Source organism: Mycobacterium sp. (assembly GCF_029961025.1).
Taxonomy (GTDB): domain Bacteria; phylum Actinomycetota; class Actinomycetes; order Mycobacteriales; family Mycobacteriaceae; genus Mycobacterium.
The window spans coordinates 14,035-37,249 of the sequence record NZ_JASBVP010000020.1 but is presented as its reverse complement, the minus strand read 5'-3'; the positions used below and the strand labels follow the sequence as shown (position 1 = coordinate 37,249).

16 protein-coding genes, 1 tRNA gene and 1 pseudogene are annotated in these 23,215 nt (G+C 64.6%); 9 read left to right on the top strand and 9 right to left on the bottom strand.

Features of this window, described 5'->3' with window-relative positions; all coding sequences use genetic code 11:
* The first annotated feature begins 450 nt into the window (after window positions 1-450).
* The 5 genes from QJR12_RS17425 (at window position 451) to QJR12_RS17405 (ending at window position 7,150) form a co-directional block, all read left to right on the top strand.
* Window positions 451-1,164 (top strand): MBL fold metallo-hydrolase, encoded by a 714-nt coding sequence (locus QJR12_RS17425; RefSeq protein ID WP_300584722.1) that lies wholly within the window; start codon window positions 451-453, stop codon window positions 1,162-1,164.
* A 412-nt stretch (window positions 1,165-1,576) separates the two neighbouring features.
* The gene (locus QJR12_RS17420; RefSeq protein WP_300584715.1) at window positions 1,577-2,071 is read left to right on the top strand and encodes a hypothetical protein; all 495 of its coding nucleotides are present in this window, start codon (window positions 1,577-1,579) and stop codon (window positions 2,069-2,071) included.
* Between the two features lie 117 nt (window positions 2,072-2,188).
* Window positions 2,189-2,779: an oligopeptide transporter substrate-binding protein gene (locus tag QJR12_RS17415; RefSeq protein ID WP_300584713.1), complete on the top strand. Its 591-nt coding sequence runs from the start codon at window positions 2,189-2,191 to the stop codon at window positions 2,777-2,779.
* A gap of 348 nt (window positions 2,780-3,127) precedes the next feature.
* Window positions 3,128-5,833: a (Fe-S)-binding protein gene (locus QJR12_RS17410; RefSeq protein WP_300584711.1), complete on the top strand. Its 2,706-nt coding sequence runs from the start codon at window positions 3,128-3,130 to the stop codon at window positions 5,831-5,833.
* Window positions 5,834-5,857: 24 nt separating this feature from the next.
* Window positions 5,858-7,150 carry a pyridoxal phosphate-dependent aminotransferase gene (locus QJR12_RS17405; RefSeq protein WP_300584709.1) on the top strand — a complete coding sequence of 431 codons (1,293 nt, stop codon included), beginning with the start codon at window positions 5,858-5,860 and terminating at the stop codon, window positions 7,148-7,150.
* Window positions 7,151-7,284: 134 nt separating this feature from the next.
* Here the strand turns inward: QJR12_RS17405 and rfbA are convergent, their stop codons facing one another.
* The 7 genes from rfbA to dcd form a co-directional block, all read right to left on the bottom strand.
* Window positions 7,285-8,151, bottom strand: a complete 867-nt coding sequence (rfbA, locus tag QJR12_RS17400) for a glucose-1-phosphate thymidylyltransferase RfbA (protein ID WP_300584707.1) — start codon at window positions 8,149-8,151, stop codon at window positions 7,285-7,287.
* Between the two features lie 14 nt (window positions 8,152-8,165).
* Window positions 8,166-8,540: a nuclear transport factor 2 family protein gene (locus QJR12_RS17395; protein ID WP_300584705.1), complete on the bottom strand. Its 375-nt coding sequence runs from the start codon at window positions 8,538-8,540 to the stop codon at window positions 8,166-8,168.
* Window positions 8,541-8,604: 64 nt separating this feature from the next.
* Window positions 8,605-9,357, bottom strand: coding sequence for a maleylpyruvate isomerase N-terminal domain-containing protein (locus tag QJR12_RS17390; protein WP_300584704.1), 753 nt, complete (start codon window positions 9,355-9,357; stop codon window positions 8,605-8,607).
* 168 nt (window positions 9,358-9,525) lie between these two features.
* Window positions 9,526-10,860 carry a UDP-glucose/GDP-mannose dehydrogenase family protein gene (locus QJR12_RS17385; protein WP_300584702.1) on the bottom strand — a complete coding sequence of 445 codons (1,335 nt, stop codon included), beginning with the start codon at window positions 10,858-10,860 and terminating at the stop codon, window positions 9,526-9,528.
* 224 nt (window positions 10,861-11,084) lie between these two features.
* Window positions 11,085-12,548 carry a hypothetical protein gene (locus QJR12_RS17380; RefSeq protein WP_300584720.1) on the bottom strand — a complete coding sequence of 488 codons (1,464 nt, stop codon included), beginning with the start codon at window positions 12,546-12,548 and terminating at the stop codon, window positions 11,085-11,087.
* 159 nt (window positions 12,549-12,707) lie between these two features.
* Complete coding sequence (locus QJR12_RS17375; RefSeq protein ID WP_300584700.1) at window positions 12,708-14,498, bottom strand: hypothetical protein; 1,791 nt, start codon at window positions 14,496-14,498, stop codon at window positions 12,708-12,710.
* Between the two features lie 80 nt (window positions 14,499-14,578).
* Entirely contained in the window at window positions 14,579-15,193 is a 615-nt protein-coding gene (gene dcd / locus QJR12_RS17370) for a dCTP deaminase (protein WP_300584698.1), read from the bottom strand.
* Between the two features lie 95 nt (window positions 15,194-15,288).
* On the opposite strand from dcd, the gene QJR12_RS17365 reads away from it, so the two are divergent.
* The 3 genes from QJR12_RS17365 to QJR12_RS17355 all read left to right on the top strand — a co-directional run bounded on the left by QJR12_RS17365 (window position 15,289) and on the right by QJR12_RS17355 (window position 17,599).
* A tRNA-Gly gene (locus QJR12_RS17365) sits at window positions 15,289-15,362 on the top strand.
* 326 nt (window positions 15,363-15,688) lie between these two features.
* Entirely contained in the window at window positions 15,689-16,420 is a 732-nt protein-coding gene (locus tag QJR12_RS17360) for an MT-A70 family methyltransferase (RefSeq protein WP_300584696.1), read from the top strand.
* Between the two features lie 375 nt (window positions 16,421-16,795).
* Complete coding sequence (locus QJR12_RS17355) at window positions 16,796-17,599, top strand: L,D-transpeptidase (RefSeq protein ID WP_300584694.1); 804 nt, start codon at window positions 16,796-16,798, stop codon at window positions 17,597-17,599.
* Between the two features lie 898 nt (window positions 17,600-18,497).
* Here the strand turns inward: QJR12_RS17355 and QJR12_RS17350 are convergent.
* Window positions 18,498-19,225: pseudogene (locus QJR12_RS17350) on the bottom strand (beta-xylosidase).
* Window positions 19,226-19,905: 680 nt separating this feature from the next.
* Window positions 19,906-20,796, bottom strand: a complete 891-nt coding sequence (locus tag QJR12_RS17345) for a universal stress protein (protein ID WP_300584692.1) — start codon at window positions 20,794-20,796, stop codon at window positions 19,906-19,908.
* Window positions 20,797-21,802: 1,006 nt separating this feature from the next.
* On the opposite strand from QJR12_RS17345, the gene QJR12_RS17340 reads away from it, so the two are divergent.
* Window positions 21,803-23,170, top strand: a complete 1,368-nt coding sequence (locus QJR12_RS17340) for a mannosyltransferase (protein WP_300584690.1) — start codon at window positions 21,803-21,805, stop codon at window positions 23,168-23,170.
* Window positions 23,171-23,215: the final 45 nt, after the last annotated feature.

Below are 23,215 nucleotides of genomic sequence, written 5' to 3'. Positions count from 1 at the left end.
GCGGCGATCCTTCGCCTGCGCCACCGCGCCGCAGTCTGGGCATGGTACGACCCGAGCAACGGTCTCAACCAGCAACTCCAGCTCACCGCCGGTATCGGCGGCGGCCAGCACCCGAAACCCATCCAACCCGAACAACGCAGCAACAACCGAACCGGTAACCTCTGCTTCCAACCTGGGGCTCCTCGACAATCCGTGTGATCTTGGCTGTGATCACGGATCGTGCGAGCCCCAGGCCCACGATCAGTTCATTTCAGCGCCGCGGCGTTTCGCCCGAGCCTCCCCACTCACTCCCAGGTTCGTGGAGAAGAGCCGGATATGTCGATGTGCCCGGCTACGAGCGACTACCGTCCCCCGCGGCCCGCGGTTGTCGCCGATCGGCAGGTACCGATCACTGCGGGATCCTCCTGTACCAGCGGTACCATGGCGTAGACTGCCGCCATGAGCAGTGGGCTGCAAACCACGGTCGACGAAATCGCCGACGGCATCTTCCGGCTGTCCACCTGGATACCGGACATCACCGCACACGGTTTCACGTTCAACCAGTTCCTGCTGACGGGTGAACAGCCGTTCCTCTTCCACTGCGGCATGCGACAGCTTTTTCCCTTGGTTTCCGCCGCCATCGCCAGGCTCATCCCGCTGGACACGCTGCGCTGGATCTCCTTCGCCCACGTCGAAGCCGACGAGTGCGGCGCGCTGAATATGCTGCTGGCCGCCGCCCCGCACGCCGAGGTCATCCACAGCCCACTGGCCTGCATGGTTTCACTGAATGACCTATGCGACCGCCCGCCCGTGGCCGTCCCGGAAAACGACGTGCACGACATCGGTGGACACCGGTTGCGGTTTATCGCCACCCCGCATGTCCCGCACAACTGGGAAAGCGGCTTGTGGTTCGATGAGACCACGTGCACGCTGCTGGCCGGCGACCTGCTCGAGCAGATCGGCCAGTGTCCGGTACTCACCCAATCAGACTGTGTCGCACCGGCATTGGAAGCCGAGTCGCTGTTCCACGCGACCGGCCTGACCAGAAACCTGGCGCCGACTTTGGAGCGGCTGGCGCAATTGCAGCCGACCACGCTGGCGATCATGCACGGCGCGTCCTTCACCGGCGATGGCGCCGCGCAATTGCGCGCACTGTCCGACGGCTTGGCGGCGATGACCGGATAACACCCCAGCGCATAACTGCGGTCACTCGTGTCATTTTCTGCGTAGGCTGAGGCCGGTGTGTCTCCGCTGTCTCCGCAGCGGAAACCGCTGGGATCGGCCCGGGGGTATCTGCTGCCGGCGGGCGCGGCGGTGATCCGGTTGCAGCTTCACCATCCCCGGCAGGCCGGTCGCCCCCCCGGGCGCGCGGTCCACCGAACCGTCCCATCCGACCGGCGGGCCACCGCATCCTCGCCAATGCCCGCGCGGCCACCAAGCTCGCCTGCCCTGGCCGAGGCCATCCCGCTCACACCCGACCCGAACGGTTACGTCGGTAACCCAGCACCCCGCGGCCCAGAGCGCGGGTGGACGCTCTGACGCCACCATCCGGCAATAGCGCGCCGACGTCGGCGCTGCGGCCAGTACGATCGAGTGCGTGGCTCGCTTCGGCCCCCCGGACGACTTCAGCAACCAGCCGACCCAGCACGCCGATTTCGGCCGGGGCGGACCCCAGCCGCCGGAATTTCCGGAGCCTTTCGAACCGGAGCCGGAACCCGGCCCCTGGTATCGCAAGCCCAAGGCGTTGCTGGCGTGGATCGTGTTCGTGCTGATCCTGATCGGGCTGATCATCTACGGGATCCTGCAGCTGACGAAGGGCCCGAGCCGCCCCGTCCCCACCCCGACAACGACCACGACCCCCACCACCACAACCACCACTGCGCCGAGCACCACGACGACACCCAGCACCACCTCAGCCGCACCGGCAGCGCCCCCACCGGCGACCGGTCCGGCCACCCAACCGCCGTCGCAGCAGCCGCCCGAAAGTCCGCACCATCACTGGCCTGGGGAGATTCCCAAGCTGCCGCCGCTGCCATCGGTGATCACGATTCCTCAGGTGCCCACGGTGATCACCCTGCCGCCCCACCTCTGACCCGCCGGTCCTGCGCACCCGCCAACGGCGTTGCGTGACTTCACTGCGGTGGCGGAGCGCCGTGCCGCCCGCGTGGCATCGGTGTATCCGTCGCCGGGCCCGCTAGCATCGGCACCCATGGCAGGCTACGGCTCCACCGGCAGCAGCGGCGAGGATGAGCCGACCAGGTACACCCCCGCCTACCGCCTGGGCGGCGGAGAGCCGCCCAGGTACTGCGCAGCCTACGGCCAGGGCGGCGGAGAGCCAGCGTATAACCCTGGCGGTGACGAGCCCCCGCCCGAGCCCACACCGTGGTATCGCCGGCCGGTGACGTTGGTCGGCTGGGGAGTGTTGGTCGCGCTTCTGATCGCGGTGATCAGCTACGGCATCCTCCAGCTGACCAAGGGCGGCCACGGTGGCGCTCCGGCGACGACAACGCCCTCGATGGCAACCACAACGACGCCGTCGACCGCAACCGTGACAAGCGCCGTGCCCGCCGCGCCCGCCACGACAACCACCGCCACCACGGCGACCCCGACAATGACCACCACCACTACGACGACGGCACCGACCACCACGACCACAACGACCACAACCAGCGACACCGCCACCACGACCATGACACCGACGACCACGACCAGCGGTACCGCACCCGGGCCGTTTAGTCTGCCGTCACAGATCACGCTGCCGCCGCTGCCGACGGTGATCACCCTGCCGCCGGGACTCTGACGCCGCCGGCCAGCTACGCGAATCGGGTTACCCCTGCCCCGGCTTGCGCATATCGCGGGTTCGTCTCCGCGCCGGCGTCGCGGGAGGCGTTGCGGGCCAAGCCGTCATCCGCGCCGGGATCACCCGCGCCGCTACGGCGCGAGGGTCACCGTCAGCCGGTCTTGCCTCGGGGGGCCGGCACAGGCAGAGTGGGCCTCGATTTAGTCGTCCGATAAGGGCAACCCCTGTCGCAGTGAACAACGCGAAAATGTCACCATGAGCGGACCAGGCGGCGCGCACACTAACTTACCCCGCAGTAGCATCGGCTGGGTTATCGCTTAGTAGCAACGAGTTGGAAAGAGACGTTTCGTGACCACGCAGACGCTGATCAGACTGGTGGTAGGTCTGGGCATGACCGCGGTCGTGGCCGTGTTCGCCGCCCGGCGGATCCGCTGGCTTGTCAGGCTCACGCTCGCCGGCCAGCCGGCCCCCGGACGCACCGACCAGCTAGGCAGACGGATCTGGACGGAGCTCACCGAGGTGTTCGGCCAGCGCAGGTTGCTGAAATGGTCAATTCCCGGCCTGGCCCACTTTTTCACCATGTGGGGTTTCTTCATCCTGCTGACGGTTTACATCGAGGCCTACGGGCTTCTCTTCCAGCCGAACTTTCACATCCCGATCGTCGGCCGCTGGGACGCGCTGGGTTTTCTGCAGGACTTCTTCGCCTCCGCGGTGTTCGTCGGTATCACCGTCTTCGCGATCATCCGATTGCGCACCCGGCCCAAAGAGCACGGTCGCCAGTCGCGGTTCTACGGCTCACACATCGGCGGCGCGTGGCTGATCCTGTTCATGATCTTCAACGTCATCTGGACGTATGCGCTGGTGCGCGGATCCGCCGTCAACAACGGCACCCTGCCCTACGGCAAGGCGGCGTTCCTCTCCCGGCTGTTCGGCGCGATCCTGCGGCCACTCGGCCACACCGGTAACGAAATTCTGGAAACCGTTGCCTTGCTGTTGCACATCGCGGTCATGCTGGTCTTCCTGCTGATCGTGCTGCACTCCAAGCATCTGCACATCTTCCTCGCGCCGATCAACGTGCTGTTCAAAAGGCTGCCCGACGCCCTGGGACCACTGCTGCCGATAGCGTCCGACGGCAAGCCCGTCGATTTCGAGAACCCGCCGGACGATGCGGTTTTCGGTCGGGGAAAGGTCGAAGACTTTACCTGGAAGGGCCTGCTCGATTTCGCCACTTGCACTGAGTGCGGCCGCTGCCAGTCCCAGTGCCCGGCATGGAACACCGGGAAACCGCTGAGCCCCAAGCTGCTCATCATGGATTTGCGGGATCATTGGATGGCCAAGGCGCCCTATATCCTGGGAACAGCACCAAAATCGTTGGAAGGCATGGATCTTCAGACTCCAAGGCACGAGGGTCGCCATGTTCCGGAGTCAGGGTTCGGCCGGGTTCCCGGGTCCGGGCCCGAGCAGGCCAGTCGTCCCCTGGTCGGCACCGCCGCGCAGGGCGGGGTGATCGACCCCGACGTGCTGTGGTCGTGTGTGACCTGCGGCGCCTGTGTCGAGCAATGCCCGGTGGATATCGAACACGTCGATCACATTGTCGACCTCCGCCGCTACCAGGTGCTCATGGAGTCCGAGTTCCCCTCTGAGCTTTCGCTGCTATTCAAAAACCTTGAGACCAAGGCGAATCCGTGGGGACAGAACGCATCCGATCGGACCAACTGGATCGACGAGGTGGATTTCGACGTCCCGGTCTACGGTCGGGATGTCGACAGCTTCGCCGGCTTCGAGTACCTGTTCTGGGTGGGCTGCGCGGGTGCCTACGATGACAAGGCCAAAAAGACCACCAAAGCGGTCGCCGAGCTGCTGGCCGCCGCCGGAGTGAAGTTCCTGGTGCTGGGCGCGGGGGAAACCTGCAACGGGGACTCCGCCCGCCGGTCGGGCAACGAGTTCCTGTTCCAGCAGCTGGCCCGGCAGGCCATCGAGACACTCGACGGGGTGTTCGAGAGGGTACCGGCCGTTGATCGCAAGATCGTGGTCACCTGCCCGCACTGCTTCAACACCATTGGCCGCGAATATCGCCAGCTCGGCGCCGACTATACGGTGCTGCACCACACCCAGCTGCTCAACCGGCTGGTGCGCGACAAGAAGCTGGTGCCGGTGAAGCCGCTCGATGGCGATGGCAGCGCCGGCGGCAATGGTCCGGTCATCACCTACCATGACCCCTGCTATCTGGGCCGTCACAACAAGGTGTATGAGGCGCCGCGCGAGCTGATAGCCGCCTCGGGCGTGACGCTGACCGAAATGCCGCGCCACGCTGAGCGCAGCTTTTGCTGCGGCGCCGGCGGCGCGCGCATGTGGATGGAAGAGCACATCGGCAAACGGATCAACCACGAACGCGTCGACGAGGCGCTGGCCACCGGGGCCACCACAATCGCCACCGCGTGCCCCTTCTGCCGGGTGATGATCACCGACGGTGTCGACGACCGGGCCGAGGCCGCCGGGCGTGACGGCGTCGAGGTGCGCGACGTCGCGCAGCTGCTCCTCGAGTCGCTGGACCGGGCCACGGTGACGCTGCCGCCCAAGGGCACCGCCGCCAAACAAGCGGCGAAGACCACGCCTGCGGCATCGCCCGCGCCAGCAACGCCACCCGCGGAAGCCGTAGCCGCCGCAGCGCCTCCAGCGGAGCAAACCGCTACGACGAAACCTCCCTCTGCCCCGGAGCCGCCCGGGCCATTACCCCCGAAAGGTCTTGCTATCGCCGGTGGAGCAAAACGGCCCGGTGCCAAGAAAGCCACGGCCAAAGCCCAACCCCCCCAACCGCCTTCGAAGCCGGCTCAAACCGCGGAAGCCGCTCCGCCCGCTGCACCGGCTAAGGGGCTGAGTATCGCGGCGGGCGCTAAGCGGCCTGGCGCCAAGAGACCCGCTGCCCCAACATCATCGGCGAAGCAACCCGAACCGCAGCAAGAAGATGAGCAGCCACCCGCACCACCACCGGCACCGCCACCGACCAAGGGTCTCGGCATTGCCCGGGGAGCCCGGCCGCCGGGCAAGCGGTGAAATACCTGGGTTCAGCAAAATTGATTGGATGGCAGTGGCAGGATGGTTGACGTGACCACCCGTCAGCTGCCCTGGCACACCAGCGGCCATCACCAGCGGCAGCGCACCTTTACGCAGTCCTCCAAGCTGCAGGACGTTCTCTACGAGATCCGCGGCCCGGTACACGATCACGCGGCGCGGCTGGAGGCCGAGGGGCATCGTATTCTCAAGCTCAACATCGGCAACCCGGCCCAATTCGGCTTCGAGGCGCCCGACGTAATCATGCGGGACATGATTCAGGCGCTGCCTTACGCCCAAGGCTACTCCGACTCCAAGGGCATTCTGCCGGCGCGGCGCGCCGTCGTCACCCGCTACGAACTCGTCGAGGGCTTCCCCCGATTCGACGTCGACGACGTGTATCTGGGGAACGGTGTCTCGGAATTGATCACGCTGACGCTGCAGGCCCTGCTGGACAACGGCGACCAGGTGCTGATCCCGGCGCCGGACTATCCGTTGTGGACAGCATCGACCTCGCTGGCGGGCGGCACACCGGTGCACTACCTGTGCGACGAAACCCAGGGGTGGCAACCCGACATCGCCGATTTGGCATCGAAAATCACCGAGCGTACCAAGGCGCTGGTGGTGATCAACCCGAACAACCCGACCGGTGCGGTGTACAGCCGCGAAATCCTCACTCAGATGGCGGATCTGGCCCGTGAGCATCAGCTGCTGCTGCTCGCCGACGAAATCTATGACAAGATACTCTACGACGACGCCAAGCACATCAGCATAGCGTCGGTTGCACCGGACTTGTTGTGCTTGACATTCAATGGTCTTTCGAAGGCCTACCGAGTCGCGGGGTATCGGGCCGGCTGGGTGGTGATCACGGGTCCCAAGGATCACGCCAAGAGCTTCATCGAGGGCATCAGCTTGCTGGCCAACATGCGGCTGTGCCCGAACGTTCCGGCACAACACGCGATTCAGGTCGCACTGGGTGGCTACCAGAGCATCCAGGACCTGGTGCTGCCCGGCGGCCGGCTACGTGAGCAACGTGACGTTGCGTGGGCGAAACTCAATGAGATTCCCGGTGTGTCGTGCGTCAAGCCGGCAGGCGCGCTGTATACATTTCCCCGGCTTGATCCCGAGGTGTATGACATCGAGGACGACGAGCAACTCGTTTTGGATCTATTGCTGTCGGAGAAAATTCTGGTCGCTCAGGGCACCGGATTTAATTGGCCGACACCGGATCACCTGCGAATCGTCACGTTGCCATGGTCGCGCGACCTTGCCAACGCCATCGAACGGCTGGGTAACTTCCTGGCAAGCTACCGTCAGTAACCACCGGGCAATCGGGGTGCCGGGCGCGCCGGCTCAGGATCTCGGACGTGCCGCCGCCGGTAGCTGCTCAGCACCGGTGGCGACGGGCATCACGGTTGCGCCCGGCCGCGATCATCGCTCCCGCAACGGCGGGATCAGCGCTGCTCCAGCAGGTTCAGCAGGTAGCCGCCATAGCCGGAATTAAGCAAGGTGTGGGCACGACGTGCCAACTGCTCGTCGTCGATCAAGCCCATTCGCCACGCCACCTCCTCGGGAACACTGATTTTCAGGCCCTGACGCAACTCCAAGGTTCGGACAAAGTCGCTGGCGTCCAGCAGTGAGTCGAACGTTCCGGTATCCAGCCACGCCGCGCCGCGAGCCAACACCTCGACAGCTAACCGTCCCTGATTGAGATAGGTCCGGTTGATATCGGTGATTTCATATTCACCGCGCGCCGATTTTGTTAGCCCACGTGCGATCTCGATGACATCGTTGTCATAGAAATACAGACCCGGAACCGCGTAGTGCGATTTCGGCGTGGCGGGCTTTTCCTCGATCGACAGCGCCGTTCCATCGGGAGCGAACTCGACTACGCCATATGCCGACGGGTTGGCCACCCTATAGGCGAAAATCGTTCCACCTTTGACCGTTTGGAAGCGGCTGAGACTAGTGCCCAAGCCGGGTCCATAGAAGATGTTGTCCCCCAATACTAACGCTACCGAATCAGTGCCGATGTGGTCGGCTCCGATGAGAAAAGCCTGCGCCAGACCATCGGGCTGGTCTTGCAGGGCATAGGTGATGTTGATACCGAATTGTGCCCCGTCGCCGAGGAGCCGGTGAAAGGCGGGGGCGTCGTGGGCGGTGGTAATCACCTGAATATCGCGGATACCCGCCATCATCAGCGTGGACAGTGGGTAGTAGATCAGAGGTTTGTCGTAGACCGGCAGCAGTTGCTTGCTAACGCCCATGGTGATCGGATACAGCCGCGTACCCGAACCACCGGCCAGAATGATCCCGCGCATGAGTTGCCCCTTGCTCAATCGACGAGGTCGGCCTCGGTAAGGTCGGTAGCAGCCAGCGCAGCCGCCAAGTCCTCGTGCTGATACACCGAGGTGATCTGATCATGCACGACCCGAAACGCGGACGCGGCGGTCTTGCTCGCGGCGGGATTGTCCGGGCTGGTGATCTTCTGCTCGACGACCACAACACCGTCGTGTACATACATCCGCCCGGGCTCCACGGTCGCGTTGGTGGCGGTGGCCCAGCTACGCAGGGCGGCATGCCCTTGCACGGCCCCATGCGCGTCGCCGACTTCGATGTCGTCGCTGGATAAGGCCACCAAGGTGTCGAGGTCGGACGCGTTGAGCGCATCGTGCCAAGCCAGCACGGTCGCGATCTCCGATACGGTCATGATCTGCAAGGTACCGCGTCGAGCGCGGTTGCTGCCTGACTTCGCACCCAAATCGATTTACCGCTTAAAAAGGCGTGCGGTCTAACCAATTCTGCCATACTGCGCTGTCACCGAACATCGCGATACCGCTGTCGGCGACCGAGATTCGGCGTGCCAGTGCCAACAGGAGGTCGGTGGCGGCGCCGCGCAGGGCCACCGTGCTTTTGCCGTGGTCATGCGACCAGGTGATCCTGCCATTGCCGGCGGTGATCGTCCATTCGCCGGCGACACCCAGGCCGGGGTCGGTGGCGTGGAGGTGCATGCTGTTGCCGTCCTCGAGCGGCGGCGCACCCTCGGATCCGGCCTGGGCAGCGACCCTCTCGAGCCATTCACTGACCCCGTCGGCGGCCAGTTCCGCGGCGAGCGAGTAGGCCAGGCCGAGGGCGAGCGCGGCGTCGGCCCGGTGCACTGCTGTCTCGTGCAGTCGGCGCCGGATCCACCAGTACGCGGGCCGTCGGCCCAGAAATGTCCACACCGGGGTTTCCACGCCGACCTGCTCGACGGCGTCGATCAGCCGTTGCGCGCCGCCGTGGAGCCAGGAGATCGCGCCACCGGGATCATCCGGGGGCTTGCCCCCTTCCACGGCGCGAGGATCGAGGAAGTGGTCGACCCGTTCGGTGATGATCTGCGCGGCCCAGCGATCGCCACGCCCGACATGACGAAGCAGTTGCCTAAAAGTCCAGCCTGGACACGTCGGGACCGGGGTAGCCGGGTCGGCGCCGCCGATAACGTCGCCAAACGCGCGGTTCTGATCCAGGAATGCTGCCGCGTAGTCCACGCTGCTTAGGCTACGCGGCGGCTCACACCCAACGGCCACCTCCTCAACAGCCCGCTACCACGGGCTGCACGTCGGCGGCCACACCCAACGGCCACCTCCTCAACAGCCCGCTACCACGGGCTGCATCGTCGGCGGCTCACACCCAACGGCCACCTCCTCAACAGCCCGCTACCACGGGCTGCATCGTCGGCGGCCGAGGCAGAACACCTGCCAGCCCGCCCGCCGCCAGCGGGCGATATCCAGGCAGTTGCGGCCGTCAACGATGACCCGGGCCCGCACCTGGCCAGCAAGGTCGTCAGGATCGAGATCGATAAATTCCTGCCACTCGGTGAGCACCAGCACCGCGTCCGCACGCTCGCACGCTTCGGCCACGGACACTGCGTAGTTCAGCGTGGGGAACAGCCGCTGCGCGTTCTCCAGGGCTTTCGGGTCGTAGACGTTGACCGTGGCACCGTTGAGCTGCAGTTGACCGGCGACGTTGAGGGCCGGCGAATCGCGGACATCATCGGATTCGGGTTTGAACGCCGCGCCGAGCACGGCGATGTTGGCGCCCAAAAGCGAGCCTCCGCAGGCGCTGGTGGTTAATTCGACCATCCGGGTGCGGCGGCGCATGTTGATGCTGTCCACCTCACGCAGGAATGTCAGCGCCTGGTCGGCTCCCAGCTCGCCGGCGCGGGCCATGAACGCCCGGATGTCTTTGGGTAAGCAGCCACCGCCGAAACCCAAACCCGCGTTGAGGCACTGGCGCCCAATCCGTGGATCGTATCCGAGCGCATCGGCCAGCATGGTGACGTCGGCTCCGGTCGCCTCACATACCTCAGAGATCGCGTTGATAAACGAAATCTTCGTGGCCAGAAAGGCATTGGCAGACACTTTGACTAACTCTGCGGTCTGCAAGTCGGTGACCAGGAACGGAACCCCGGCGTCTAAAAGCGGTCGGTACAGCTCGCGAACCGCTGACTCGGCGCGGATCGAATCTGGCTGCACCCCTAGCACAATGCGATCCGGGCGCAGGGTGTCGCGCACCGCGAATCCCTCCCGCAGGAACTCCGGATTCCAGGCCACTTCGACATCGATTCCGCACGGTGCCAGCCTACGAGCTCGCTCTCCTAATTCGGCCGCGGTGCCGACCGGGACGGTCGATTTGCCAACGATGACCGCTGATCGCGTCAGCCGCGGCACCAGCGCGTCTATGACGGCATGCACATGGCGCAAATCGGCGCCGTATTCGCCTTTCTTTTGCGGAGTGCCAACGCCCAGGAAATGCACATCGGCGAACCCGGCGGCCATGTCGTAGTCGGTGGTGAACCGTAGCCGACCGGCCATGAGGTTGTCGATCAGCAGCTCCCGCAGACCCGGCTCGTAGAACGGGATGTCACCACTCGCCAGCTTGGCGACCTTACCAGGATCGATGTCGACCCCGACGACGTCGTGTCCCAGTGCCGCCATCCCGGCTGCGTGGGTAGCACCCAGGTAGCCGGTGCCGAATACGGTGCAGCGCACATCGCCCTGCGTACGCCGACACGATGAGCTGACAGCGTCATCACGCTGAGCGAGAGACGAACGGCAGATGACGGTTAGTTGCGCCAAGTGAACCGACCCTGGGACGCCAACCCCGCCGTACCACTCGCCATAACACCGGCCATGGGATACCCGAGCCGCCGGCATGGCCCCGGGGCGCCGGGACACTGCCTGGGCTACCAGCGCATGTCGACCCTAAACCGGCGTCAGAAGCCGAGGTGAAGGCCGGGGATGCCGATGCCCGGACCCTTGAACCCGTCGTCTCCGCGACCACGGCCGTGACCCCAGCCTTCGCCGCCGTGGTCGCCGCCCCAGGGTGCGACCGGCGGTCCGGGGGCTGGCGGTGCCAACAGCTGCGGAATCAGCGGCGGTATCGGTAGCGCCGGCGGGGGCGCAGGTGCGACGGGGACGGGAGCCGGAGCGGGGGCGTATTCGGGAGCCGGGACCGGTGCCGCAGCCGGAGCGGGGACGGGAGCCGGTGCCGCAGCCGGAGCGGGGGAGGCGGCCGGCGCTGGAGGCACCGGGGGTGCAGAGGCGGGCACCGCAGCTTTCGGCGGCGGCGGCGGCAGTTGCTGATTCGGGCTGACGACGTTGTGGCTCAGGCTCGGTTTCTGCTCGACGTGCGGTCGGATGTTTACCGCCAGCGAAACCGCCAGGGCCACTACCCCCACCACGAAGATCGTCGACACACCCAGGACCGCCAGGAAGGATCGACGGGTCGGTCGCTCGGCCAGCTCCGCGGCAAAATCGGTGTACCCGCCCGTGCTGACGTTTCGTTCGCCGACGACTGGACCATAGCTGTCACGGCCCTTCGCGGGGTACGTGTCGTCTTGCCCGTCAGGGACGGCGCTATACGCGAGGTTCATCTTGCCCGAGTCGATGCCGCCCCTGGTCTCCCGAACAGCGCTATATCCGGCTAGCACGGACGGGTTTACCGCACCGGTGCCGGGATCCTGCGCGTAGGCCAGAGCGGTGGTAGAGGAGACGAATAGCGGCGCATGCGCCGCCGCCACCGCCGCGCCCCGGGCCAGCGCCATCTCCGGTTCCTCGGGCGCGCTCACCGGCAGCGATGTCGCGGCCTCCAAGGCCGGCTTGATCAGCGGGATATCAACACCGCAGCCGACAACAACCACACCATCCGGATGCGTCTCCAGCCCATCAGCCTCCTTGAGCAGTGCGACCAGCTCGGCCACCGCCTGGTCGTCATCTTCGGGCAGTGACCGTCGGCGCACGTCGCGAACGGACCCGTCGGCCGTGTCGACAACAGCTAACGTCGCGGTCTCCGGCTCGACGTACAGCAACGCGGTCCGGATGTAGTTGGTGGTGTTGCCGATCTCCTGAGCCAGCGCGGCTGCGGCCAAAAACGCCGACACCAGCATGACGTCTTCGATCTTGCGGGCAGCCAGCCCCTGGTGCAGCGCAGCGGCCTCCATGGGGTCCACCCACGCCACCCCGGTCGAGGTCAACCGGTAACCACCCGCCACGGCACCTTCCCGGGTGCCGAGGATCGCCGAGATCCTCCGATCGGGGGGGCTGAAGGCGGGTGCGGCGCTGACGCTTGTGAGGTCGACGTTGTCCTGGTCAACGGTGGCACCGTCCGCGTTCTCACCCTCCACCAGCACCATTCCGACCGCGGTTGGTGTCATTGACACACCCAGAACGGTGTCCACCACTCCTCCACAGTAGTTTGTGTAGCTTGCTGCGCCGCCGCCGGTTTGCCAAGCTACCACCCGTAGCGAGCAGTTTGTGGACGTCAGCGTCGCTTTTCGCGGGCCGGCGCCCGGATCGGCTTTCCGATGCCGATGTGATACCGCTTCGGCGGATGGAGGTTACCGGTGGCCGACGAAGCCGCCGCCGAATCCACGGCCGCCGAGCCCCCAACCGATACCCCCGCTCGGGCCGTGGTCGATGACGCCCCCGCCGAAGGCGCCCCCGGGCCGCAGCGCCGGCACCTGCATCCGGGGAGCGAAGATTGGCGGCGGTCCGGGCGCTGCGGGGACCGGCGAGGTGTGAACCAGTGGTGGTTGCGGTAGCGGCATGTGGAACGGCGCCGGCGGTCGGGGCCCCGGCAGGCGCACCGGAGGATCAGTGGCGGTCCGGAACCCGGGAAGCGTCGGGTCTTGTGCCGGAGCCGACGGGGCCCACCCACGGATCGGCGGGGCCGACGGCGGCACCGGCGGAGCCGGCGTCCGCACGAGCGGGATTGACGGCTGCGCCGGCGGTCTCGTAACGGGTACTGACGGGGCCGAAACACGTATGGGTGGTTGGGGATCGGGCCGCTGACCCGGGGGTGGCGGTGCTGGGATCCGAGGGGGTGCCGCGGGGATCGGCACCCCCGCTCGGGGAACCGAGACAGCAGGGGGAAGAACTGGGACCGGCAGCGGCATAGGCACCGGAGGCGCAGCTGCGGGTACTGGGGCAGCGGGTGCCACCGCAGGGGGAGGCGGGAGTGCCGCCGGCCGCGGGGCCGGCGGTGCCGCCACGCCGGCCGGCACGGGAGGCCGGTTCATCGCCAGGTGGGTCGGTTGTTGGGGGTGCCCGGGCGACACCGACTCGGATGCCGGGGCCTGGTGATCGGGAACGATCAGCTCCTGGCCGGGAGTGGGACGCAACGCAACCGTCGGGCGGATCCCGATGCTTAATGCGATTTCCAGTGCCACCACCGCGGTTACGGCGATAACCGCCAACACGGTCCCGGCCAGCAGTAGCGGGCGGTGGCCCCGCACGGGATCGAAGACGCCGTCGCCGGCCGCGTCGATGCCGGTGACGTCGGCGTCAACATCCTCGCTGGGCATGGCGCTGTAGGCCAGATCGCCACTGGTCGGCTCGCCACCAGCGGAAACGTCGAGAACGTTGACGTATCCGGCCGGCAGGTAGCGGTTCACTACACCGGTGCCGGGGTCCTGGGCATAGGCCAGGGCGGCGGTCGACGAGACAAACAGTGGTGCGTTCGCCGCCGCCAACGCCGCGCCGCGGGCCAGCGCGGTTTGCGGTTCCTCGGCGATACTCACCGGCAGCCATGTCGCGGCTTCCACAGCGGGCATGAGCGAAGCGATGTCGACGCCGCCACCGACCACGAACAGGCCCTCCGGGTGTGAATCCAGCACCTCAATATCCGAGACCAAGGCGGCGAGTTCGGCGATCGCCCGACCGTCTTCCCGGCAGAGGACCTTCCTACGCACCTGGCTGACCGCACCGTCATGGCAGTCGATAATGCCCACGGTGGCCGCGTCCGGTTCCACGAACAGCATGGCGGTTTGCGTGTAGCCCATTGCCGCACCGGCGTTTTGCGCGAGTGCGGCGGCCGCCAAAAACGCCGAGACCAGCATGACGTTCTCGATCTTTCCGGCGGCCAACGCGGCCCGCAGCGCAGCGGCCGCTAACGGATCCGCCCACGCCACTCCCGTCGCGAGCAGTCGGTGGCCGGCTTCGCCGGCACCTTCACGGGTACCCAGGATTATCGAAACCACCTGGTCGGCCACGCTTGCGGTGGCCTGCTCGCCGTCCGAGGCAAGGTCGAGGCTGTCCTCCTCAATCAAGGCCCCGTCCGCGTTTTCGCCCTCGACCAGGACCATGCGGACCACCGCCGGTCCCGTCGACACCCCGAGAACAAGGTCCACTGCCCTACCCACGTCCCTTCGCGAATCAGCCGGGCTCACCCCGGAGGGGAACACCGCGCGTGCCGCTATATATAAATAATCTAAATGATCGGTCGGCTGACCGTGCGAGGCTGCAGACCCGGCTGTGAAGAACCTGTGAAGTTCTGGTAGTAGCGGGACGGTGTCGGTCCCCGTTGACCTTGATACTTCGACCCGGCCCGCGCGCTTCCGTAGGGGTGTTCGGCCGGGCTGGTCAACCGCAAGATGCAGAGCTGACCGATTTTCATGCCCGGCCAGAGGATGATCGGCAGGTTTGCGACGTTGGAGAACTCAAGCGTGATATGGCCGCTAAAGCCCGGATCGATGAAACCTGCGGTGGAGTGAGTCAACAGCCCCAACCGTCCGAGCGACGATTTACCCTCCAACCGTCCCGCGAGGTCGTTAGGTAGAGTGAACAGCTCGAGCGTCGACCCGAGGACGAACTCTCCCGGATGCAGCACGAACGGTTCTCCGTCGACCGGTTTCACCAGGCTAGTCAGCTCATCCTGCTGCAGTGCCGGGTCGATGTGCGTGTAGCGGGTGTTGTTGAACACCCGGAAAAGACCGTCAAGGCGGACGTCGATACTGGACGGCTGCACCAGGGTGTCGTCAAACGGTTCGATACCCAGCCGCCCTGAGGCGACTTCTGCCCTGAGGTCGTGATCGGAGAGCAGCACCTGACGAGCGTATCCGTTCGGCTCCCGCGCGCCCCACCTGACCTGAGGTGGATGAGCGACCCGGCGCCCGGATGCTAATCTTCGGAGTCGACCGCGCCGATGTAGTTCAATGGCAGAACATCAGCTTCCCAAGCTGAGAACGCGGGTTCGATTCCCGTCATCGGCTCCATGCTGATCACCGAAAGCATGTTCTAAGGGCTCTTCGCTCGGCCAACCGGTCGGGTAATGGCTCTCTGTACACCGGCGCTCCACCGATGGGCTGGTAGCTTCCCACGCGGATTCAATCGGCTCGCCATGAGACGGGCATGTTCGGCACCGGCGCCGGTCAGCAGCCGCTGCTTGGCATCGGCCGTAGACATCGGGGCTGCCTCATGTGACAAGGCCACGATGAACCTTCGGGATGTGGAACACGCCGCTGCGTTGCCGTCCAACGACTCACGGTATTCCTGTCTTACGATTCCGGCAAAATCTACTTCGTTCCCGTGCGGAGGCGGCGTGAGCCTGGTTGACTCGCTTGACGAAAAAAAGCGACGGCGCGCAACGCGACTGCGAGCCGCACCCGATACTCGTCCACTTCCGACCACGGCCGGCGGCTGGAAGACAGTATTGGCCGACCCCCCTTGGCGATTCATCAACCGCACCGGAAAGGTTGCGCCAGAGCATCGGAGGCTGGACCGCTACTCGACGCTGGACATAGACGCTATTTGCAGCATCCCTGTGTCAGATGTAACCGCGAAAGACTCTCACCTCTACCTTTGGGTTCCCAATGCCCTATTACCCGAAGGACTTCGCGTGCTGGATGCGTGGGGCTACCGCTATGTATCCAACGTCATTTGGGCGAAACGACGGAAGGACGGTGGACCTGACGGCCGAGGTGTCGGGTTCTATTTTCGCAACGTCACTGAAATCATCCTTTTCGGCGTGCGGGGGAGCATGCGGACATTGCCGCAGGCGCGAAGCCAGGTCAATATGATCGAGACACGGAAGCGTGAACACTCACGCAAACCCGATGAGCAATATCTGCTTATCGAAGCATGTTCACCCGGACCGTATCTCGAGTTATTTGCCCGCCATGCCCGGCCGGGTTGGACCGTATGGGGCGACGAGGCAGCCACGGATGTGACACCGCGAGGAAGAGTCCACAAGGGCTATGCGGGTGGCGCAATAGAAATTCCGCACGCCACCAATCAGGTATACCGGGGTGCGGTCACCTCCAAAAGGAGTTAGCAAGAAGCCACGGTTCAACTACGAGACCGGCCAGAACATTCGCCAGGTCACCCAGGAGTCTGGCTCCGGAATCACCCATGCGCGTAAATGCTTCCTCATGTCGACGGCACAATACTTTTCAAAGAACGTGGAAGCGGTTCGGTAAGCCGACTTTCGTTGCCAGAGCCCACCTCCACCTGCATCGCCAGGATCGGGTACCCTCATCGCGTTGCGCCATTCATGCCTGCAGTCGAGTGTCCTCGGATTATTGGCATGCTCGCCGTAGCCAAAACGTGACGAGGCCTTGACCGAACTGTACACGCGGGCTTGCATTTCCACTCACCGCCTTACCCATACGATCACTATTGCAACATTGTCAATTAAAAGGACGGGATTATGTTGTCGGTTCGCCGGTGTCTTCTTGCCATCAGCGGGATCGCTGCGAGCGTGGTTGTGGGACCAGCCGCCATCAGCCTCGCAGCGAGTCGGTCCGACAACTTGGCTATCGCATCCCTTCTACCGACGCCGGGAGAAGTAGTCGGTGTGGCGCACCCTGTAGTGGTGACGTTTCGTTCGGCCGTTTCCAACCGGCGCGCGGTCGAGCGTGTCCTTGAAGTTAAATCGACACCCGAGATGACCGGCAGGTACGAATGGCTCGATGACAATATCCTGCAGTGGGTTCCAGATCGATTCTGGCCGGCACACAGCGCAGTGGCGCTTTCGGTGGGCGGCCTGTCCACAAAATTCAAGACGGGTCCCGCCATTGTCGGCGTCGCCAGTATCTCCAGTCACACCTTCACCGTCAGCGTCGACGGAGTCGATCCGGCACTGGCGCCTGCGCTACCGGCTCCGCATCACCGACCGCATTGGGGAGAGGCAGGAGTGATGCCGGCCTCGATGGGGAGGCCGCAGTACCCGACACCCATCGGCACCTACACTGTCCTCTCCAAGGAGCGCTCGGTGATTATGGATTCGAGCAGTGTTGGTATTCCCGTCACCGATCCCGAGGGCTACCGCATCCCGGTGGATTATGCCGTCCGTATCACCAGGCGGGGCCTTTTTGTACATTCGGCTCCATGGGCTGTCAATTCACTCGGGCTTGAAAATGTCAGTCATGGCTGCATCAGCCTTAGCCCCCCGGATGCAGAGTGGTACTACAATGCGGTCAACATCGGGGATCCGGTGATAGTGCGGGAATAACTGACGTCGGCGATAGGGGGCCCACGAGTTCCCGCGGCTTCTTGATACGGCGCGCGTGTGGCAAGTCACCTTAATGAGCAGGCTTTTCACCGCTTTTCATGCTTAGACCGTGTCTTACGTGATCCGTGGGGGTCTCATGGTAGGAGGATCTGGTAGCAAGTGGTCGCCGATCGCCGCGAGGAGCAGGATGCGAGGAAGTGCTCGCCGCGGCTTCGTAGCGGATGGTTGATCGGCGTTATCCGGTGAGCCGGGCGATGGTACGTTCGATCGTGCATCGGTGGCGGCTGAGTTGTGTCGGATCTTCGACTTCGGTGTGGGCGATGCGCGACACGATCTTTCGCCCGCTCAGCCATTGACGGTGGGATCGAAGTCGTAACCTTTGTCGGCGCGGGACTTCTCGGGCTTGCTGCGGCGTGGACCGCGTGGGGATCGCACGACGGGGAGGAATTCGACCATCTCTTGGAGCTTGGTGCTGCGGTGGATGTTGACCTTAAAACATCCACCACCAGTGGCGTTTCACGGCTTTGGAGAGCATAGGCAGCTTGCAGCCGGGTTTGCCTCGATCCACTGGATTGAGACCGGTTAGGGTGTCTTCCTTTTCGCCCGAACGTGCACTGCGTCCAGGATCGCCAATGACCTGCCCAATTCGCCTGCGGCGCTGATCCTGTCGAGGACTGCGCGATGGATATTGGCGACGACACCGGCCTTGGCCCAGTCGGCGAACCGCCGGTGCGCGGTGGGGCACACTGACCCGGACTCCGAAGGCAGGTTGCGTTCAGCCGGAGAGACAACTCGTTTACCGCGTGACACACTATGGAACGGAACGTACTTCAATCATATGAGGCACGCTTTTAACTTTTACGGCGCGTAGGTTCGCGCAACCGCAAGCGGATCGGCTTTAGCGTGCACCCGGACTCGAAGGACCGGGCAAGATCGGTCGGCCCGCTACGGGCCCACCGATCGGTGCCGGACCGGTGGGATCACCCTTGCCCCCATATGTTCCAGACATGTCGATGAGCGAAGCATCTACCGGGACCGGAGCCCCCGCAGGAACCGGTGCCCCCACCGGGACCGGGGCCCCCGCAGGAACCGGTACCGGGGCCCCCGCAGGAACCGGTGCCCCCACCGGGACCGGGGCCCCCGCAGGAACCGGTGCCCCCGCAGGCGCTCCGGGTGCAAACAGCGGAGTGCCCCCACCGGGACCGGGGCCCCCGCAGGAACCGGTGCCCCCACCGGGACCGGAGCCCCCGCAGGAACCGGGGCCCCCGCAGGAACCGGTGCCCCCACCGGGACCGGGGCCCCCGCAGGAACCGGTGCCCCCGCAGGCGCTCCGGGTGCAAACAGCGGAATACCCGCCATGTCAGTGAGTGCGGCACTAGTTGGACTGCACACATCGGTGGCTACCGGACCACTTGCGGGTCCACCTGCGGCTCCCGGGCCGCCTGCGGGCCCTCCTGCGGCTGCCGGACCGCCCACGGCGGATGGTGCAGCGTCGCCCGCCATACCATGAATGCACGCGTAGCCACCGGATATCAGCGGGGAGGCTGCCGTGTGCTGGCTCAACGCTAAAGCCACAGCGCATAGCCCAACGCCAGCGGCTGCTGCTCTGCAGAATCGACCGGAGATCGTGACCAATGTCAACCCCTTTATAACCGTCCAGATTTCCGCAATGTAGCGGTGCACGAGATCCGCATTGTCACCATGGGTCGTGTCTAGCGACCCTTGAAGACTGCTTGATTATTAGCACCTGACATGGAATTTAAGTCACGCCGCACCGTGTCGTTGTCAAACGGTGATATTGGGTGGTCAGTGCGGTGCCACCGACAATTGACCAGCCTAATTCGACAAGATGGCTATTGGTGGAGCAGATGACACCATGGCATGTTGCCCGGCCTTGAGTAATGTCCGTAAACATCTGCGTATGAATCGATTTTCAAGCCGAGAATACGGACTCGATTCCCGTCATCGGCTCTCCGCCCGTTAACTGCCGGACGAGCGATCACCCGGTTCGCTGGGACCGTGGTCCCGTAGCAGCCAGGTTTTGTTGCATCAGTATGTGGTTGGGGCTTTCTCTAGCCGTAATGGCAGCGGATACATTCGCACAGGCCCACTCTGTTGCGGCTACAGGCTATTTCTTTCCCATCCACTGCGTGTCCGGGTGCACAGCGTGGTGTCGGGTCTGTGATCGTCAACACGCCAGGGTGGCAACCGGTGCACGTGAACACCGCGTTGCGGCCACGATGCCAAGCCAGTACCACCGCGCACTTTTCGGCCCGGATGGCATCTCAACAAGCAAGCCATGGCTCTTATTGGATGCCGCGGGCAACGATCACCGGTGTACGGGACCTTTGTACCACCGCGGTGCTAACCGATCCGAGCAACATCCCGGTAAATCCCCCTCGGCCGTGACTGCCGACGACAACGAGCTGGGCGAACTCGGAGCGATCCAGAAGCTGTGCGGCCGGTTTGCCATACACCGCGATACGGGTGACGCTGACCTCTGGGTAACGTTCCTGCCAGCCGGCCAACCGCTCAGCCAAAATTTCTTCAGCTGCCGATTGGCGGGCGGACTCTTCCATACTCGAGATGCGGGCCGTGTCCCCGTCGCTCCAGGCATGGAGTGCCACCAACCTTGTGCCCCGCAACGACGCTTCCTCGAACGCGATCGCGGTGGCCAGCTCCGAGGCTGGCGAGCCATCGCTACCCAGAAGCACCGGGGCATGCACGGCCCGTGACTGCGGAGAAGCGTCGGTATGGATCACGGCAACGGGGCAGTGCGCGTGATGGATCAGTCCGGTACTGACCGAACCCAACAGCACGCTGCGGACTGGACCTAACCCGCGGGCACCGACCGCCACTATACGTGCGTCTTTAGACATATCGACCAGCGTCGGCACCGGCGCGGAGAAGACTAGCTGGCTTTCGATATCAGCCGGGTCCCCAACAGAGCCGGTATCTTCGGCGATCTTGACGGCCTTGTCGATAATGGCCCGGGCATCGACTTCCAACCGCTGGCGGACATCCGTGGGCATGCGCTCCGCAGGCCAGGGTAGGGCAGGCGTGGCCAACGCGTACACCAGCGTGAGTCGAAGTTTGCGCAGCGCCGCCTCACGGGCAGCCCAACGCACGGCCTCATCGGAAGGAGCTGATCCGTCCACGCCGACCACGACGCCGAAATGCCGTTGCCCACCACCCATTTAGCTGTCTTTCTTGAGACCAAGCCCCACAGATACGAGTCCGGCAGATAACACCAGCCTGTTCTCCTGCCTCCACCACTGACTGTGAGATCCATTGTCGGTCAGGAGAGTTCGTCCCTAACTACCTCAACAACCGTGCCGGGTCAGGGCCTGGGGTGTACAGTTGTTGTGATCGGCGAGGGCGGAATCGGACCCTCGGGTTCCTCGCAATTCGGTGGATCCCCGGGAGTGTTTGACGACGAAGGTGCCGCCGTAACGGGGCAGGGAGCGGTCGATGTCGTCGTCATCGTGGTGTTCAACAGGTCGCTAACGCCACCGAACCCGAGCCCTAAAATAGCGACACCACCCAACAGCGCGGCCCCTGTCCTGACTTTAGATTTCATCACACGCTCCAATCGGTTCGCGATCGTGATCCATAGGATTTATTGTCACACCGGCACCCGAATTGGGTAGGGTCTTAGGTCCCACGTCCAGCCGTAAGCCACGATGAACCGAACCGCTCCAAGGCCGCCAAGTCTCCGGGGCTACGCAGAACGGGTATCCCCCGTCCACGACGCCTAGGTTCCATTGGCAAGGATGGTGACGCGGACCACGACGGGCAGGTTGTTTACTCCGATGCGAGACCGCCAAAAACGAGACGAGGGGGTTGGTTTGCTGCCTAGCCGGCACTGCGCGATACACCGGGTTGAATTCCGGCAGTCTCCGGGAACCACCGGTTACCGTCGCGCCTGGGAGATCCATGTTCCACAGACACTATTGGGCGAGATTGTTCGCAATCGGCGTGCCGTTATCCCCGACACCGGGCTGCGGGCACATTCCCGTGTCACCGATCGGTCGGGAATTTGCGGACACCAACACGCACCATCCTGCCGGGCCGGTGAGACGCCGCGGTAACGGCCGCGGCCTCGGCCCGGCTCACGGCGCGGCGGCGTGCGTCCGGTGGCGGTTTCGCATACCTGACCGCGCCGATCCGTGGATAGCGGGTGCGGCGGCGACCATCGTGGGGATGGTGCTTTCGTGGCGGCCGTCATTGTGGTTCGACGAAGCCGCCACTATCGCCGCCGCCAACCGGTCGGAAGTCGACATCCTGCGGTTGCTGCTGAACTTCGACGCGGTACACGGCCTCTATTACCTGGCCATGCACGCGTGGTTTTCACTGGTTCCGATCAACGAGTTCACCGCGCGGCTTCCCAGTGCGGTGGCGGTCGGCGCCGCGGCCGCCGGTCTCGTGGTGTTGGGCAAGCTCATCGGCGGGCGGTCCACCGCATGGGCGTCCGCGGTGGCCTTTACCGCGCTGCCACGCACACTGTGGTCGGCGGTGGAGGCCCGCTCCTACGCACTGACTGCCGCGGCCGCGGTCTGGCTGACGGTCGTGCTCGTCATCGCGGCGACTCGGCACGGGTCGGCGTTATGGGCCCTCTACGCACTGGTACTCACCCTGGCCACGGTCACCTATGTGTACCTGGCCCTGATGGTAGGCGCACACGTGGTCACACTGGCAGCCGGTCGAAATCGGCGGCAGCTGTTGCCGTTTGCCGGAGCTGTTGCGGCAGGGCTTTTCCTGGCATCGCCGCTCATTGGGTTGGCGGCGTCTCAACGCCAGACTCAACTCTGGTGGATCCGCCGGGGGGATTACCTCGCTGGGGTACTCTGGCAACAATGGCTCACCGGGTCAAGGCTTTTCCTCGGCGCCTGCGTCATTTTCCTGACCTGGGGATCAATCGTTCTGGCCGCCAGAAGGACGGGCGGACATGCCCTGGCTGTGGCAGTACCCTGGGTTCTCGTTCCCACCGCAATCCTGGTCGGATACTCTGCTGCGGTCAGCAACATCTATGCGCCGAGATATCTGACGTATACGGGTCCGGGTCTTGGCTTGCTGCTGGGGGTTTGCGTCGCGGCCATAGCACGAAACCGGTTGCGAATCTTGACGCTGTTGCTGGCCGTGCTCGCACTCAGTTCCAGCACAGCGTTCACGACTCAACGCAGTACCTACGGAAAACCCGGGGGGGCTGACTATTCCGAGATAGCCCGAGTCATCAAATCCCATTCCCAGCCGCATGATTGCGTCGTCTTCGGCCTCGCCGGGCCTGAACCGCTACGGGCGGCTGCCGCTGCCCATCCGGACGCCTTCGCCTATCTCGACGATGTCGCTGCTGGTATTTCGGGCGCGGAGGCTGCTCAGTTGTGGACGCAGGATCTTCCGCTAGACAGCGCCGTGGTGAGACAGCGATTGACGGTTTGCGCGGTGCTGTGGGCGATCATCGACCACAAGACACCCTCCTCGCTGGTGGCTGAGGCAAAACAGCTTGGATTCGAAATAGATCGGGAGTGGGCACTGAATCGCAGTACAGTCATTCGGATGACGAGGGGCTAAGTCGCGGCAAGCGACACCCGCGCGAAATCCGCATGAGCGATCGGA